Raw genomic sequence first — 14,266 nt, 5'->3', positions numbered from 1 at the left:
TCATGCCTGAAGCAAAACCGGATAACCGTCTCGTTTCCCGCCGGGGTCTTCTGGGCGGGACCGCAGCAGCCGCGGCCGCACTGAGTGCTCCGGTCGCCGCGCAAGGCGATGCATCTATCGAATGGAAAATGGTGACGTCCTGGCCGAAAAATCTCCCGGGACCGGGTGTCACCGCGCAGCGTATTGCGGATCAGGTCGGCAAGATGTCCGGTGGGCGTTTCCGGATACGGCTTTATGCCGCCGGCGAATTGGTCCCGGCCCTCGGTGTGTTTGATGCGGTTTCGGCAGGCACGGCCCAGATGGCCCACACGGCTTCGTTCTTCTGGCAAGGCAAGGTTCCGGCCTCCGTCTTCTTTACCGCGGCGCCCTTTGGTCTCCTGCCGAATGAACACATCAGCTGGATCGAACAGGGCGGCGGCCAGGAGCTGTGGGATAAGCTTTATGCTCCTTTCGGTATCAAGCCTGTCATGGCCGGGAACACCGGTGTTCAAATGGGGGGCTGGTACAAGAAAAAGCTCTCCGGACTTGAGGATCTCAAGGGGCTCAAGATCCGCATGCCCGGACTTGGAGGCGAGGTGATGCGCCGCCTTGGGGCGACCCCGGTCAGTCTGCCGCCGGGCGAGCTCTTTCAGGCGCTTCAGACGGGTGTTTTGGATGCAACGGAATTTCTTGGGCCCTGGTCCGATCGGTCCATGGGGTTCCAGAAAGCGGCATCATTCTACTACACGCCTGGCTTCCATGAGCCCAATGGCACCGGGGAGGCGTTGTTCAATGAAACAGCCCTGAACGGTTTGCCGGAGGATCTGCGGACCATTCTTCTTGAGGCCTGCCGGGCGGAAAATGGCCGTGCGCTTGCCGAAAGCGACTGGCAGAACGCCACAAGCCTCCAAATTCTTCAAGAAAAGGATGGTGTTGAGGTCGTGCCCTATCCGGATGAAATCATCTCGGCTTTGCGCACTGAAACAAAGTCGGTCCTCGAAGCGTTTGCCGATAGTGACCCGGTGAGCCGTGAAATCTACGAAAGCCACGCGGCGGCCCGGGACCGCATGGCGCCTTGGAGCGATGTGGCAATGCGCCGTTTCCTGGCGGCACGGGATGGATCTGTGTAAAGACAGGAGCATCGGGCGTTTGTCAGAAACATTCAGCGATACCCGATCCCTCCCTATTCGATCGGCTCTGGGCGGTAAATCGGGTCTGATTTACCGCCCGCTGATCTAGGCGGCGACAACCTTCTGGCGCTGCTCGCCAAGCCCGCTGATGCCAAGGGTCATGACATCGCCCGGCTGTAGGAACACCGGCGGGTTCATGCCCATGCCGACGCCCGGCGGTGTCCCGGTGGTGACGACGTCACCCGGCTCGAGAACCATAATGCCGGACAAGTAAGCGATGATTTCCGCTATTGGGAAAATCATTGTCGATGTGTTGCCCGTTTGGCGCCGCGTGCCGTTGACATCAAGAAAGATATCGAGGTTCTGGGGATCCGGTATCTCGTCCGTTGTCACCAGATAGGGGCCAAGGGGGCCGAATGTCGGACCGCTTTTGCCCTTGGTCCATTGGCCGCTTCCGCCAAATTGCCAAGTGCGTTCGGAAACATCATTACAAATGAGATACCCGGCAATATGGGCAAAGGCATCGGCCTCGCTGATCTGCCAGGCGCGCTGGCTTACGACAAAAGCAAGCTCTACCTCCCAGTCCAGTTTCGTGCACCCTTTTGGGATGACAACATCGTCATGGGGACCATTGATACTGCTCGGCGCTTTTGAAAAAACGACTGGTTCGCTCGGGATGGGCTGTCCAGCTTCTGCAGCGTGGTCCCTGAAGTTCAGGCCGATTGCAATAAAATGTCCGGGGCGTTTGATCGGGCTGCCAAGCCTGGGGGACCCGGCAACTTGTGGAAGGGCGGCGGGCTCGAGGGCTGCGAGCCGATCCAGCTGGGCGTTGGTGCAGGTATCGCAATCAATGTCAGAGACATGGGCCGACAAGTCACGTAGCACGCCAGCCTCGTCGATCAGTCCCGGTTTTTCGGCCCCTTTTGGACCATAGCGAACCAATTTCATGGCAACTCCTGTTGTTGGAAGCTCAGAGAATGACGGGTGGAGTATGGCCGCGCAAGCCGGTCATGGATCCAGGAAACGGGCGAAGGTGGCCGAAGGTTATGCCCATTCCGTTGCGGTATATGTGTCTTTGCCGCAACGGTCGAAAAACAAAGTAGTTTCCCATATGACGTATTGGTAACTGCTCAAAAAATAGGCATTTGTGTCAGTTTGTGTTCGTAGTGTGACAAATGCCACCGAAATCGGTGATTTGTCGCAGTTTGACGCACCTTTGACCCGAATGTACTCCGAATCGCCCCGTTGATATCGCGCTGCACCATTTTTTTAGGGGGGGCGGTGCCCTGCGATTGCTTATTGTCAACCGCGAGGAACTTAGTCCAACCTTGTCAGCAAATGTCATGATTCCTCCGGGGGGAGGAGGACGGGAGAGAAACGAATGTCGTGGGCAGTAAAAAAATCAGTTCTTCTTACTTCTACCGCAGTAGCGTTGTCGATTGTCGCCACTGCGGCACACGCTGGCGGTTTTGCTCTGCGCGAGCAGAGCAGTTATTACCAGGGAATGTCTTTTGCCGGTAACGGGACAACCGGTGATTCAATCTCTGGTATGTTTTGGAATCCGGCTACAATCACCGGCGCTGGTCACGGCATTACGTTTGAGGGGCATAACACGCTAATTGTGCCGAATGCCGACATTGAAGGCACAAACACACTTGCGGGCGGAGCAGTTGTTGCCCCTTACGATACTGGTGACATCGGCTCTGATGCGTTCATTCCCTCTAGCTACACCGCCATCAATGTGAACGATCAGCTTTACCTGGGCATGTCCATCACGGCTCCCTATGGGTTGTCCACAAAAGTCGAAGATGAGGATTGGACAGGTGCCGGGTACAATCGCTCTTCAAAGGTTTTCTCGATCAATGTAAATCCAATCGTTGGTTGGAAATTTAACGATATGATTTCGGTCGCATTTGGACCTCAAGTGCAGTATGCGGACATACGTTTGACGAATGCGGCACTGTCACCAACTCTGGCGAACCTTCCTGGGCAGACCTTAGCAGGCACCTGAATTGGCGTTGGCGTGACTGCGGGATTGACATTCAAACCGATCGAGTCGACGGAGATCGGGTTGGGCTACCGCTCGGCCATGTTCACTAAGATTGGCGGAAATCTGAACGCTGCTCTCAACCCGGCTGCACCAACGGTTGTTTCAAACACAGACGTCGATACAACCCTGGTAACGCCGGACATGATAACGCTGTCTGCAAAGCACAGTATCACCGAAGATATCCGCGTGCTTGGTACCTTTGAATGGACAAACTGGAGCCGGTTGAAACAGCCTCGCATTACCTCGGCTGCTACTGGGGCCGAAATCACGTCATTGCCCTTCAATTACAACGACGGTTTCTTCCTGGCGCTTGGCGGCGAATATGATTTCAACGATAAGCTGACCCTGCGTGCCGGTGCGGCCTACGAATGGTCCCCGATTGATGAAGAAATCCGCTCTGCGCGTCTTCCCGACAACAACCGGATTTGGGTCAGTGGCGGCGCATCCTATGAATTCAACAAGCACATGTCTTTCGACCTAGCTTATACTCATATTTTCGGGACAGATACGGACATCAACATCGATGCGTCTCATCAAGACTACAGTGCGACGAAAGGCGTCCTGGCGGGCTCCGTCGACTCGTCTGTCGATATTTTGAGTGCGTCTTTCCGGGTTCGCTTCTGATACCAAAAGATCTAAAAAGTTTATGTTTGAGCCGGGGTTTTTGCCCCGGCTTTTTCGTAGCCGGATCAGAATGCGGCGGGGTAGAGGCCACCATCCATCAGGATGTTCTGACCCGTGATATAGCCCGCATGTTTTGAACACAGGAAAGCGCAGGTCTCGCCAAACTCCTCTGCCGTCCCAAAGCGTTTGGCCGGAATCTCAGCGGCTTGCTCCGAACGGACTGTTTCGAGGGACTTGCCAGAGGCCTGAGACATCCTGTCGAAGCCGCCTTTCAGCCGATCCGTATCCATCTTCCCCGGCAGCAGGTTGTTCACGGTAATTCCGTGCGGCGCCAATTGGCGGCAAACCCCGGCCAGAAAAGCGGTCAGGCCGGCCCGCGCGCCGCTGGACAGGTCCAGGCCTTCGATCGGCATTTTCACCGACATTGAGGTGATGTTCACGATCCGGCCAAATCCCCTGGCTTTCATGCCCGGCACAACAGCCTGGATCAGTTCTACGGGTGTGACAAAGTTCTGCACAGCGCCTTCCAAAAGGGCTGCACGGTCAAGTTCGGTGTAGTCCCGCCGGGGCGGGCCGCCATTGTTGTTGACGAGGATATCCGGCGCGTCACACGCCTCCAGAAGCGTCCTTTGCCCCTTCGGCATTGAAACGTCCGCGGCAACCGCTGTCACGGTGACCGGAAATCTGGTGCTCAAAGCAAGGCGCGTTTCTTCAAGAACATCCGTGTTCCGGCCATTGATGACGATGTTGCAGCCTGCTGCGGCCAAAGCCTCCGCGCATCCGCGGCCAAGGCCCTTGCTCGATGCGCAGATAATGGCCGTTTTGCCGGTTAATCCCAGATCCATATCCATCCATTCCTTCTATGGTCATGCTCTTTCTTTTGAGCAGCGCCGCCTGCCTGTCAAATCTTAAGTGCCTCAGCGGAAGCGGAGAACCGTAAAGCGGGTGAATTGCTTTTGCTGTCCGGGTGCCCAAATTTGTAAGACAGGTAATTAACCATGGCCGAAAAGTCGGGGCGGGTGTCATAATAGTGATACCTGAATCGCGTCTAACGCGGCCCAACAGGATTGTGGAGTAGCGCTATGACAACGCCGGAGGCATCTCGGAACTTTCGGGCCTTGTTCATTTCCGACGTCCATCTCGGGACGCGCGGATGCCAGGCGGAATTGCTGCTGGATTTTCTGAAAGACAATGATGCCGAGACGATCTATCTGGTCGGCGACATCGCAGACGGCTGGCGGTTGAAACGGTCTTGGTACTGGCCTCAGCTGCACAATGATGTCGTGCAGAAAATCCTCCGGAAGGGGCGCAAAGGGTCGCGCGTCATTTACATACCTGGAAACCATGACGAGTTTCTGAGGAGTTTCCTCGGCACGCATTTCGGCGGCGTGGAAGTGACGGACAGCATTATCCACGAATCGGCAACGGGTAAACGGTATCTGGTGATCCATGGGGATCAGTTCGACGTTGTTATCCGGCATGCCAAATGGCTCGCCTTTTTCGGCGACAAGGCCTACGTGACGGCGCTAGGCATCAACACTTGGCTCAATGTCATACGCCGGCGGCTGGGACTGACATACTGGTCCTTGTCAGCCTGGGCCAAACTGAAGGTCAAGAACGCCGTTAGCTTTATCGGCCGTTTTGAGGAGGCCCTTTCAGATGAAGCCCGCCGCCAAGGCGTCGAAGGAGTTATTTGCGGCCATATCCACCATGCGGCAGATCGCGACATAAACGGCATTCACTATATCAATACAGGTGATTGGGTCGAAAGCTGCACCGCAGTGGCCGAGCACCATGACGGCACATTCGAGGTGATCCGATGGGCGGAGCAAACCCGGGCAGGGACCGCGCCGGTGAAAACCAAAGAAGAACCGGTCGCTGCATGACTTCCATTCTCATCGTAACAGATGCATGGCATCCGCAGATAAATGGAGTGGTCAGGTCCCTCGAGCGCACCGCAGAAGAACTGGAAAAACTTGGTGTCCGCGTGGAGGTTCTTTCTCCACAGGAATTCCGGACCTTGCCGTGCCCCACCTATCCTGAGATCAGGCTGTCCCTGACCCACAAGGGAGCCGTGCGCCGCATGATCGAGGCGTTCGGATGCGAACATCTGCATATCGCAACCGAGGGGCCGCTTGGGCTATTGGCCGCATCTGTTGCCCGCAAAACGGGCCGGTCCTTCACGACCAGCTACCATACACGGTTTCCTGAATATCTGTCCGCGCGGCTTCCGGTTCCCTTGTCCTGGTCTTACAGCTGGTTGCGGCGTTTTCACAATTCGGCCAATGGCTGCATGGTGGCAACCCGGTCCTTGGAAAATGATCTGCGCGCCCGCGGGTTCGAGAACCTCATGCGCTGGTCCCGTGGGGTCGATGAGGACCTATTCAAGCCCTATGAAGGGTCTGTTCTGCCACCGGATCTGCCGCGCCCGGTTTTCATGTATGTCGGACGGGTTTCCGTTGAGAAAAACATTGAGGCCTTTTTGGATCTCAAGCTGTCCGGGTCCAAGGTCGTTGTCGGCGGCGGTCCGCAGCTGGATCAGCTGCGCCGCGAGTATCCGAACGTCCATTTTACCGGGTCAAAGCTCGGCGAGGAACTTGCCAGGCATTACTCCGACGCGGATGTCTTCGTTTTTCCCTCCCTGACGGACACGTTCGGGAATGTCATGCTTGAGGCGCTTGCCTGCGGTGTTCCGGTTGCCGCTTTCCCGGTCATGGGGCCGCTCGACGTCATCGGTGATACCGGTGCAGGCGTGTTGTCGGAGGACCTTGCGGAGGCGGCCGAGGCAGCCCTCGATATTCCAAGGGATCACTGCCGCAAGATCGCCCTGAACTACACCTGGGCAGCCAGCGCCAAGCAGTTTTTGGATAATTGTGTCGAAGCACGCGATCAGTTTATGCGCGTGCACGAAGCTCCTGCAAAAGCGGCTGAGTGAGAACGCCGCTCTTGAAGCGTGCGCCGTCCTTGACTAGTCATCATCCTGATTGAAAACGGAAGGATGACTGGACATGGCGCACGAAACCCTGAACGAAACCGATCCCAAACAGGACGCCAAGGCCGTTTCCTTTGATGACGTTGTTGCAGCGGCCGGCCGGATCAAAGATGAGGCGGTGCTGACACCGCTGCTTTCCTTTCCGGTTCTCAACGAACGCACAGGGTTTTCTGTCTACATCAAGCCGGAATCCATGCAGCGGACAGGATCCTTTAAGTTCCGGGGTGCCTATAACCGTTTGAGCCAGTTCTCGCCTGCCGAACGCGACAAAGGCGTGGTGGCGTGTTCATCCGGAAACCATGCACAAGGCGTTGCAGCTGCTGCCAAGATCCTCGGTATGCCGGCTACCATCATCATGCCCGCGGATGCTCCGGCCATCAAGCTTGCGCGCACCCGCGCATATGGTGCTGAGGTCATCACATATGACCGGGAACACCAGGACCGGGAAGCAATCGCTGCGGAGATTTGCGCGCGCACAGGGGGCACATTCGTCCACCCATATAACGATGCTTCCGTGATTGCCGGCCAAGGAACAGTTGGGTTGGAGCTGGCTCATCAGGCCAAGGCGCAAGGCGTGGCGCTCGACCGCGTTCTGGCCTGCACAGGCGGCGGCGGATTGTCCAGCGGGATTGCGCTCGCGCTGTCTCAAGACATGCCGGATGCTGTGTTTCACACGGTCGAGCCCGCCGGTTTCGATGACTACAAGCGGTCGCTACAAGCCGGAACGCTTTTGTCCAATGCCGCCAAGACGGGCTCGATCTGCGATGCGCTTTTGTCCGAAAGCCCGGGAGAGATCGGTTTTTCGATTTTGCGCGGAGCCGCAGGCGAAGGGTTGGTCGTGACGGATGAGGAGGTTCTGGAAGCGGTTGCCTTCGCGTTCACCGAGTTGAAGCTGGTCGTTGAGCCGGGTGGCGTCGCGGCTTTGGCTGCCGTCCTGTCGGGCAAGGTCCCCGGATCACCGGAGGCAATGGGGCTGGTATTGACCGGCGGCAATATTGATCCGGATATGCTGCAGATTGCGCTGGCGCGTTAACGCATCATTAGCTCCGACGACTTAAGCAGCAAAATCTTGACCTTACACTCTGCGGATGCAGGGCGGGGCTGTGATTGAGTGAATGAAGTATTCGGATTAGGCATAGGTGTATTGCAGGGAATATCCCTGTTTAAAGTGCCAATATTTCCCGGCGGTATTCGCCGGAAAACATTCCCGTACTTGGTGTTTAATAATCCAGTCGCCCGCGCTCTGGAGTCTTTCGGCAATGCTCTTCGAAGCAGCGATTTTAATGTTTCGTTGAAGGGGCTGATTTACTCTAAAGAGATGTCCTGTCACGCATTTCTTAATTGAGGGATCGAAATGCCGAGCCATAGCTTAAGTGACCGTTTGCGCTTCTTCCGGTTCACGGACGAGGACAGAAGCCTGGCCAAGTCCATTTGGCCTGACATAAAGGCGGCGCTCCCCGGCATCCTGGACGGGTTTTACGCGCATGTGAAAACGGTTCCGCACTTGGCGGATATGGTTGGAAACCAGCAGCAAAGACTTGTTGCGGCTCAGATGGCTCATTGGGAAGTCCTGTTTCATCAAGGTCCGGGTGAGGAATACCTCAAAAAGGCTGTCCGCATCGGGCTGGCCCATGTCCGGATCGGCCTTGATCCGAGCTGGTATATTGGTGGTTACTCCTTCGCCCAGACCGAGCTTACGGATGTCATCATGGCCAAGCGGTTCCTGTCCGGAAGCAAGAAGCAGAAGGCGCTGTCAGTGGTGACCAAGCTGGTCATGCTGGACATGGATATTGCCGTGTCGACCTATCATGAAACCATGGTGAATGCGGCCGATACCCGCGAGAAGAACCTGAAGGACGCGATCAAGGCGTTTGAAGGCGTGCTGGGCAGCACGACGAAGACGCTCGGCGCTGCGTCGAACGACCTTGAACAGTCTTCCGGGGATCTTGGCCGTGAGACGTCCGCGATTTCATCGCGGGTTCTGGCGATGGATGCGTCTTCTGCCGAAACCTCCAGCGGTGTGCAGTCGAGCGCAACAGCGACGGAAGAGATGTCGGCTTCCATCATTGAGATCGGGCGCCAGGCCGGACAATCCCGCGAAATGGCACAGCAAGCTGTGGCCGGCGCACAAAGCACCAACGATTCCGTCACCAAACTGGCAACCTTTGCAGAGCAGGTCGGGTCCGTAATCGGCCTGATTTCCGACATTGCAGGGCAAACCAACCTTCTGGCGCTCAACGCGACCATTGAAGCGGCCCGGGCAGGGGAAATGGGCAAGGGCTTTGCGGTTGTCGCTGCCGAAGTCAAGGAGCTGGCCAGCCAGACCACCAAGGCGACTGAAGAGATCACGGAACAGATCGCCGCGATCCAGGAAGCAACACAGCAATCTGTTCAGGATATCGATGGCATAACGTCCATTATCAATGAGCTTGCCGAGATCGCGACGAGCATTGCCAATGCGGTTGATCAGCAATCGGCCGCCACTGCAGAAATTTCGTCTAGTGTTCAAATCGCGGCCCAAGGCACCCAGGCATTCACCGATGAAATTGGTGCCGTCCGGGATTCGGTGACGTCTCTGGACGGGACCGTTGGAACGATCCATGAAATGTCCCGGGCGCTCAAGACTCAGTCCGACCGGCTCGGAGATGAGGCCGACCAGTTCTTCCAGAGAATTCAAGCGGGCTGACAGCCGTTTGGGCGAATTGGCGGGTGATTTACCCGGCAATCTGCCCGTCCCGTTCAATGCAAAAAAGCGTGTTCACCGGAACACGCTTTTTTAAATTCGGTATATTGATTAGTAGGCGTTAAACCTGCTCACCCTAGTTGAAGAGCGCCTGGCGTTCCGCTTCGGACAGGTCGGCCAACGGATCGGCAGCATCGTCTTCCGCCTTTTCCTCGGTCATTTCCCATTCGATATCTGCCTCTGCCTCGGCTACATCAGCTTCGTTCTCGCCGCTGTCTTCCGCAACCTCGGTGTCAAAGAGCTTTTCAATGGCAGCTTCATCCAACATGGCTTCCGGATCGTTGCCTTCGAACGGGTCATCATCTTCAATGGGGTCGTCGGCAGCTTCAGGCTCGGAAGGGGCTGAGGCGAACATGTCGTCGATGGCGGCTGCGTCCATCGGCTCGCCGCCGCCAGCCATCAGGGCTTCAATGTCCGCTTCGCTGGCATGTACCGGTGTGTTGTCCTGTGAAGGGTCGGATGAACCGGACTCAGCACCGGTTACCTTGATTGCTGCGTCGAAGACGTCTTCGCTGACCGCCATCAACTCATCGACGCTACCTTGGGACACGCCGGCGCCAGCGCGCTGCGGGCCGTTCAGCAGGTGCGCATCCGGGCGGCTGTCGACCGGGCCGGCCATATCTCCAGCTTCCAGGTCCTCAATGCCCCAGATGTTGATCATCAGGTTGATCCGGCTCTCCAGATAGCGGAGCACCTGCACCACCTTGTTGGTTCTCTGGCCCGTCAGATCCTGGAAGGAGCAGGCCATGAAGATCTCCGTGGCCTTAGCATCAATGTCGTCACAGGTGGCGTCATCCGCACCGTTCTCGCGCAGGACCCAAGCCTTTTCCTGAATTTGCTCAGCAGCTTCCAGAATGGATTGAGTTGCGCCTTCTGTCTGCGTGACGATTGCGTCGAGCTCGTGCGAAGCGTCAACGAATCGGTTGCTCTCGTCGCCCTCGGCCTTGATGTTCGCAATCTCGGATTTCGTCCGCTCGATCGCCTCATGCATGTCCGCAATATCAAGACGGATCTTGTCGAGATCCGGTACCTTGCGCTGACGGGTTACGACCTTCTCAAGGCGATGGATCGCCCCCAGGATTTCCGTGGTTTCCGGCGTTTTATGCCGGTTCAGGAACTCCTTGAGAAACCGTCGCCCACGATCGGATTCCATCAGGGTCTGTTCGAGAGTCTGATATTCAGCATCGCTGATCAGCTCTGGTTCTTCCTGTTTTGCTTCCGCTTTCATATGGACGCGAATCTCGACTAAGTTATGGTTATTCGCTGCCTTTTCAGAGCAACATCTTCATTAAGGTAAGTCGAAAAACGTTAATATCCTTTATACCAAGAACTCCTGATAAGACGTGATATGAACCAATCCGGCCCGGCCATAAACGTGCGTGTTTCGGCACTCTTTGCATGCCACTTCTTTGGAATCGGGCTTTTTCTGCCCTTTTTTCCGGTTGTGCTTGAGTTGCGCGGCTTGAACGCGCAGCAGATCGGGCTGGTCCTTGGAACCGGTATTTTTCTGCAAATATGTGCCAATCCGCTGCTGACGAATATTTCGGACAGGACCGGGCACCGCCGGTATTCGATCCTGGCTTACGCATTGCTTGCAGCAGTGTTCATGGCGTTGTTTTCCGCTGCCGCAGGGTTCTTGTTTCTTGCCGCGGCTGCCATCGCCTACATGGTCTTCAAGGCGCCCGTTTTACCGCTGAGCGATGCCTATGCCCTGGATGTCTCGCGCAACACCGGTGCCGATTATGCCAGGATGCGGCTTTGGGGCTCCGCAGGCTTCGTTGCCGCCAATCTAATCGGCGGTAACCTTGCGACCGAAACAGGCTCCTGGCTGATGCTGGTCCTGATCGCGGTCTCCTGCATGGCAACCGGCGCGGTTGTTTTGTCGCTGCCGCGGCAGCGACGCAGGAAAAAGGGGCATGAAGAACCGGCCGATACGGGGGGAAACACACCGTTCCGGACGATCTGGTTCTGGCCGGTTCTGGTGCTGCTTGGCCTGTTTCAGGCAACGCACTCGGCATTTTACGGGTTTGGCACCCTTTACTGGCAGGCCAATGGCGTTGCCGACATGGCCATTGGCTGGTTGTGGGCAATTGGGGTGATTGCGGAAATCGCGTTGTTCACGATTGCCGGAAAATTGGCCAACCGGTTTGACCCGTCCTTGTTTTTGATCGCGGCCGGAATTGCCGCCATCATCCGGTGGGGGCTGTTTCCCTTGGCCGATACCTTTCTGTCAATGGCCGCTTTGCAGATCTTGCATGGCCTGACCTTCGGGGCGGCTCATTTGGGCGCCGTCGCCATCCTGGCAAAGGTTGTCCCGAGCCGCTGGGCCGGTACCGGGCAGGGGCTATTGTCCACGTCTATCGGCATTCAAATGTCGATTGGGTTGAGCGTTTCCGGCTGGCTGTATGCAGCTGATGTCAACGCGCCGTTCTACGCCATGTCAATGATCTCGGTCGTTGGAACATTGGCCATGATCGCGCTCACTCCGATGGTGCGGCAGCGGATGGCGGAGACAGCCGCTGAGGGTAATGCATAACGTTGCTTCATCCACGGATATTCTGAATTCCGAGTTTCACTGAAACGGAGCCAGAACAATCCGCTCTTAATTGAAAGAACAGCGGAGCGCTTTTCCTCTGTTCTTCCCATGCGTTGGCGGACATATTCTTGGCGTCAGCCCCACAGTTCCGGCCGCGGCGGATGCAGGATGCTGCCTTCAAACGTTAGACCGGGTGAGCGGTCCTGCGAAAGCAGCAGGGGACCATCCAGATCAACAAAGTCGGCATGCTGGGCCAGCAAAACGGCAGGCGCCATCGCCAGCGATGTTCCGAGCATGCAGCCAATCATGATCTTGAAATTGTCAGCCTTTGCCTTTTCGAGAAGATCCAGTGCCGCTGTCAGACCACCTGCCTTGTCCAGCTTGATGTTCACCGCATCATACTTGGCGCGCAGACCGTCAATTCCGCTTCCCGGGTGCAGGCTCTCATCAGCGCAAATTGTCACGGAAGTGTTGAGCCCCGCCAGCATGCCGTCGGCTTTAGAGGGCAGCGGTTGTTCGATCAGGGCAACGCCGGCAGCTTCACACGCGGCCATATTCGCCTCAAAGCAGGTGTCATCCCAGGCCTCGTTGGCATCCACGATCAAGGTGCTGTCTGGTGCCGCTTGCCGCACGGCTGCGATCCGCAGATCATCTCCTGCACCGCCGAGTTTCACTTTCAGGAGTGGACGGTGCGCTGCCGCCGCCGTCTTTTGCGCCATGATTTCGGGCGTGTCGACACTGATTGTGAAGGCCGTTGTCAGAGGTTCCAAAGCACCAAGCCCTGCCAATCCGGCAGCTGATGTTCCGGCTTTCTTGGCTTCCATATCCCACATGGCACAGTCGACCGCATTGCGGGCCGCGCCTGCCGGCATTGCCTCCAAGAGCGCGCTTCTTGAAAGTCCCTCGCGCAGGCGCGGGGCGATTTCGCCGATCTGCGTTTGCACACTCTCTACGGTTTCGCCATAGCGGGGGTAGGGAACGCACTCGCCGCGCCCAACAAAGGGGCCGTCTTCCAACTGGACGACCACGACCTTGGCATGTGTGCGGGTTTCGCGGGAAATCTTGAAGCCGCCGGCGATTTCGAACTGTTCGGCCTCGAAAAGCACATCCATACTCATGGGGCACCGAATTCCGCAGACACCTTGTCGACAATGGTCTCCATTCCGAAGCGAACCGGGTCGGTTGCAGGCAGACCGTGTTTTTCTCCGACTTTTGCGAGATAGGCCAGTGCTTCATCCTCATCCAGCGCTGCGGTGTTGACCGCGATCCCGATACAGCGGATGTCCGGATTGGTCAGCTTGCCGCACTGGATCGTCATGTCGATGACGTCCTGAATGCTGGGCAGCGGAGTGTCGACACCGCGCATGGTCTTCCGGGTGGGTTCATGGCACACGATAAAAGCGTCGGGCTGGGACCCGTGCAGAAGCCCGAGCGTCACACCGGCAAAGGACGGATGGAAAAGGGAGCCTTGTCCTTCGATAATCTGCCAATGGGACGGATCCGTTTCCGGAGACAACCATTCTGCGGCTCCCGAGATGAAGTCGGCAATCACAGCATCCAATGCGGCGCCACGGCCGGAAATGAAAACACCGGTCTGACCGGTGGCGCAGAACGAGCTGGTGTAGCCGCGATCATTCATGGCCTTATCCATGGCAAGAGCGGTGTATTTCTTGCCGACCGAACAATCCGTGCCAACCGCGAGAATTCTTTTGCCACTGCGTTTGGTGCCCTTGCCGGTCGCGAAACTTGTCGTGTTGTGGCGAACATCATGCAGTTGGCGGCCGTTCTTCTCCGCAGCTTCCTTGATCGCCAGAATGCTCCCGAGGCGCACATGCAGGCCGGACGCAACATCAAGACCGCTGTTCAAAGCCTCTACGATCGATTCGACCCAGTTTTCAGGCAGACGCCCGCCGGCATTCACGGCACCGATGATAAGGGTCTTTGCACCACCTTCGGCGCCTTCTGAAATTGTCATGTCCGGAAGCCCGGTATCGGCGGCACAGCCGGGCATACGGACCTGGCCAAGGCACCAGTCCTTGCGCCAGTCCACGATGCCGATCGCGGTCTTGGCCGCGAGGGCATCCGGGACATCACCAAGAAACAGAAGATAGGGACGCGCAATTTCCATGGAGAGAGCTTTCAAGTGGCTGCTGGACGTAAAACTTCTCCATCAGGTATAGGAGGGGAAGGGAACAAGCGGCAAGAGGGCAGT

At 56.9% G+C, this 14,266-nt stretch carries 11 protein-coding genes and 2 pseudogenes; 8 read left to right on the top strand and 5 right to left on the bottom strand.

The genetic code is table 11. The annotated features are described in order from the left end of the window. Positions 1–2 precede the first annotated feature (2 nt). Positions 3–1,109, top strand: a complete 1,107-nt coding sequence (locus E1180_RS08935; RefSeq protein ID WP_155190836.1) for a TRAP transporter substrate-binding protein — start codon at positions 3–5, stop codon at positions 1,107–1,109. Positions 1,110–1,214: 105 nt separating this feature from the next. Here E1180_RS08935 and E1180_RS08930 read toward each other — a convergent pair whose 3' ends face one another. Then, entirely contained in the window at positions 1,215–2,057 is an 843-nt protein-coding gene (locus tag E1180_RS08930) for a fumarylacetoacetate hydrolase family protein (protein WP_155190835.1), read from the bottom strand. A gap of 433 nt (positions 2,058–2,490) precedes the next feature. Here E1180_RS08930 and E1180_RS22420 point away from each other — a divergent pair. Next, positions 2,491–3,783 (top strand): annotated as a pseudogene (locus E1180_RS22420) (OmpP1/FadL family transporter). Between the two features lie 65 nt (positions 3,784–3,848). On the opposite strand, the gene E1180_RS08920 reads toward E1180_RS22420, so the two are convergent. Beyond that, positions 3,849–4,628 (bottom strand): SDR family oxidoreductase, encoded by a 780-nt coding sequence (locus E1180_RS08920; RefSeq protein ID WP_155190886.1) that lies wholly within the window; start codon positions 4,626–4,628, stop codon positions 3,849–3,851. Between the two features lie 237 nt (positions 4,629–4,865). Between E1180_RS08920 and E1180_RS08915 the strand changes: the two genes are divergently transcribed. From E1180_RS08915 to E1180_RS08900, 5 genes and pseudogenes are all read left to right on the top strand, one after another. Beyond that, positions 4,866–5,669, top strand: coding sequence for a UDP-2,3-diacylglucosamine diphosphatase (locus E1180_RS08915; protein ID WP_155190834.1), 804 nt, complete (start codon positions 4,866–4,868; stop codon positions 5,667–5,669). After that, positions 5,666–6,718 (top strand): glycosyltransferase family 4 protein, encoded by a 1,053-nt coding sequence (locus E1180_RS08910; RefSeq protein ID WP_155190833.1) that lies wholly within the window; start codon positions 5,666–5,668, stop codon positions 6,716–6,718. The genes E1180_RS08915 and E1180_RS08910 overlap by 4 nt, the downstream gene beginning before the upstream one ends. Before the next feature lie 73 nt (positions 6,719–6,791). Further along, entirely contained in the window at positions 6,792–7,808 is a 1,017-nt protein-coding gene (locus E1180_RS08905; protein ID WP_155190832.1) for a threonine ammonia-lyase, read from the top strand. 321 nt (positions 7,809–8,129) lie between these two features. Continuing rightward, positions 8,130–8,579 (top strand): annotated as a pseudogene (locus E1180_RS22755) (protoglobin domain-containing protein); the annotation flags it as partial. Then, positions 8,559–9,461: a methyl-accepting chemotaxis protein gene (locus E1180_RS08900; protein WP_425280907.1), complete on the top strand. Its 903-nt coding sequence runs from the start codon at positions 8,559–8,561 to the stop codon at positions 9,459–9,461. The pseudogene E1180_RS22755 and the gene E1180_RS08900, both read left to right, overlap by 21 nt. Before the next feature lie 133 nt (positions 9,462–9,594). On the opposite strand, the gene E1180_RS08895 is transcribed toward E1180_RS08900, so the two are convergent. After that, on the bottom strand, positions 9,595–10,746 hold the full coding sequence (locus E1180_RS08895; RefSeq protein ID WP_155190830.1) for a protein phosphatase CheZ: 1,152 nt from the start codon (positions 10,744–10,746) through the stop codon (positions 9,595–9,597). 120 nt (positions 10,747–10,866) lie between these two features. On the opposite strand from E1180_RS08895, the gene E1180_RS08890 reads away from it, so the two are divergent. Beyond that, complete coding sequence (locus E1180_RS08890) at positions 10,867–12,054, top strand: MFS transporter (RefSeq protein WP_155190829.1); 1,188 nt, start codon at positions 10,867–10,869, stop codon at positions 12,052–12,054. Between the two features lie 134 nt (positions 12,055–12,188). On the opposite strand, the gene dgcA is transcribed toward E1180_RS08890, so the two are convergent. Both dgcA and dgcN read right to left on the bottom strand, forming a co-directional pair. Next, complete coding sequence (gene dgcA, locus E1180_RS08885) at positions 12,189–13,172, bottom strand: N-acetyl-D-Glu racemase DgcA (protein WP_155190828.1); 984 nt, start codon at positions 13,170–13,172, stop codon at positions 12,189–12,191. Next, positions 13,169–14,182 (bottom strand): N-acetyltransferase DgcN, encoded by a 1,014-nt coding sequence (dgcN, locus tag E1180_RS08880; protein WP_155190827.1) that lies wholly within the window; start codon positions 14,180–14,182, stop codon positions 13,169–13,171. The genes dgcA and dgcN overlap by 4 nt, the downstream gene beginning before the upstream one ends. Between the last annotated feature and the right edge of the window lie 84 nt (positions 14,183–14,266).

Source organism: Roseibium denhamense (assembly GCF_009711415.1).
Classification (GTDB): domain Bacteria; phylum Pseudomonadota; class Alphaproteobacteria; order Rhizobiales; family Stappiaceae; genus Roseibium; species Roseibium denhamense.
This window is presented reverse-complemented; position numbering and strand designations above follow the sequence as displayed.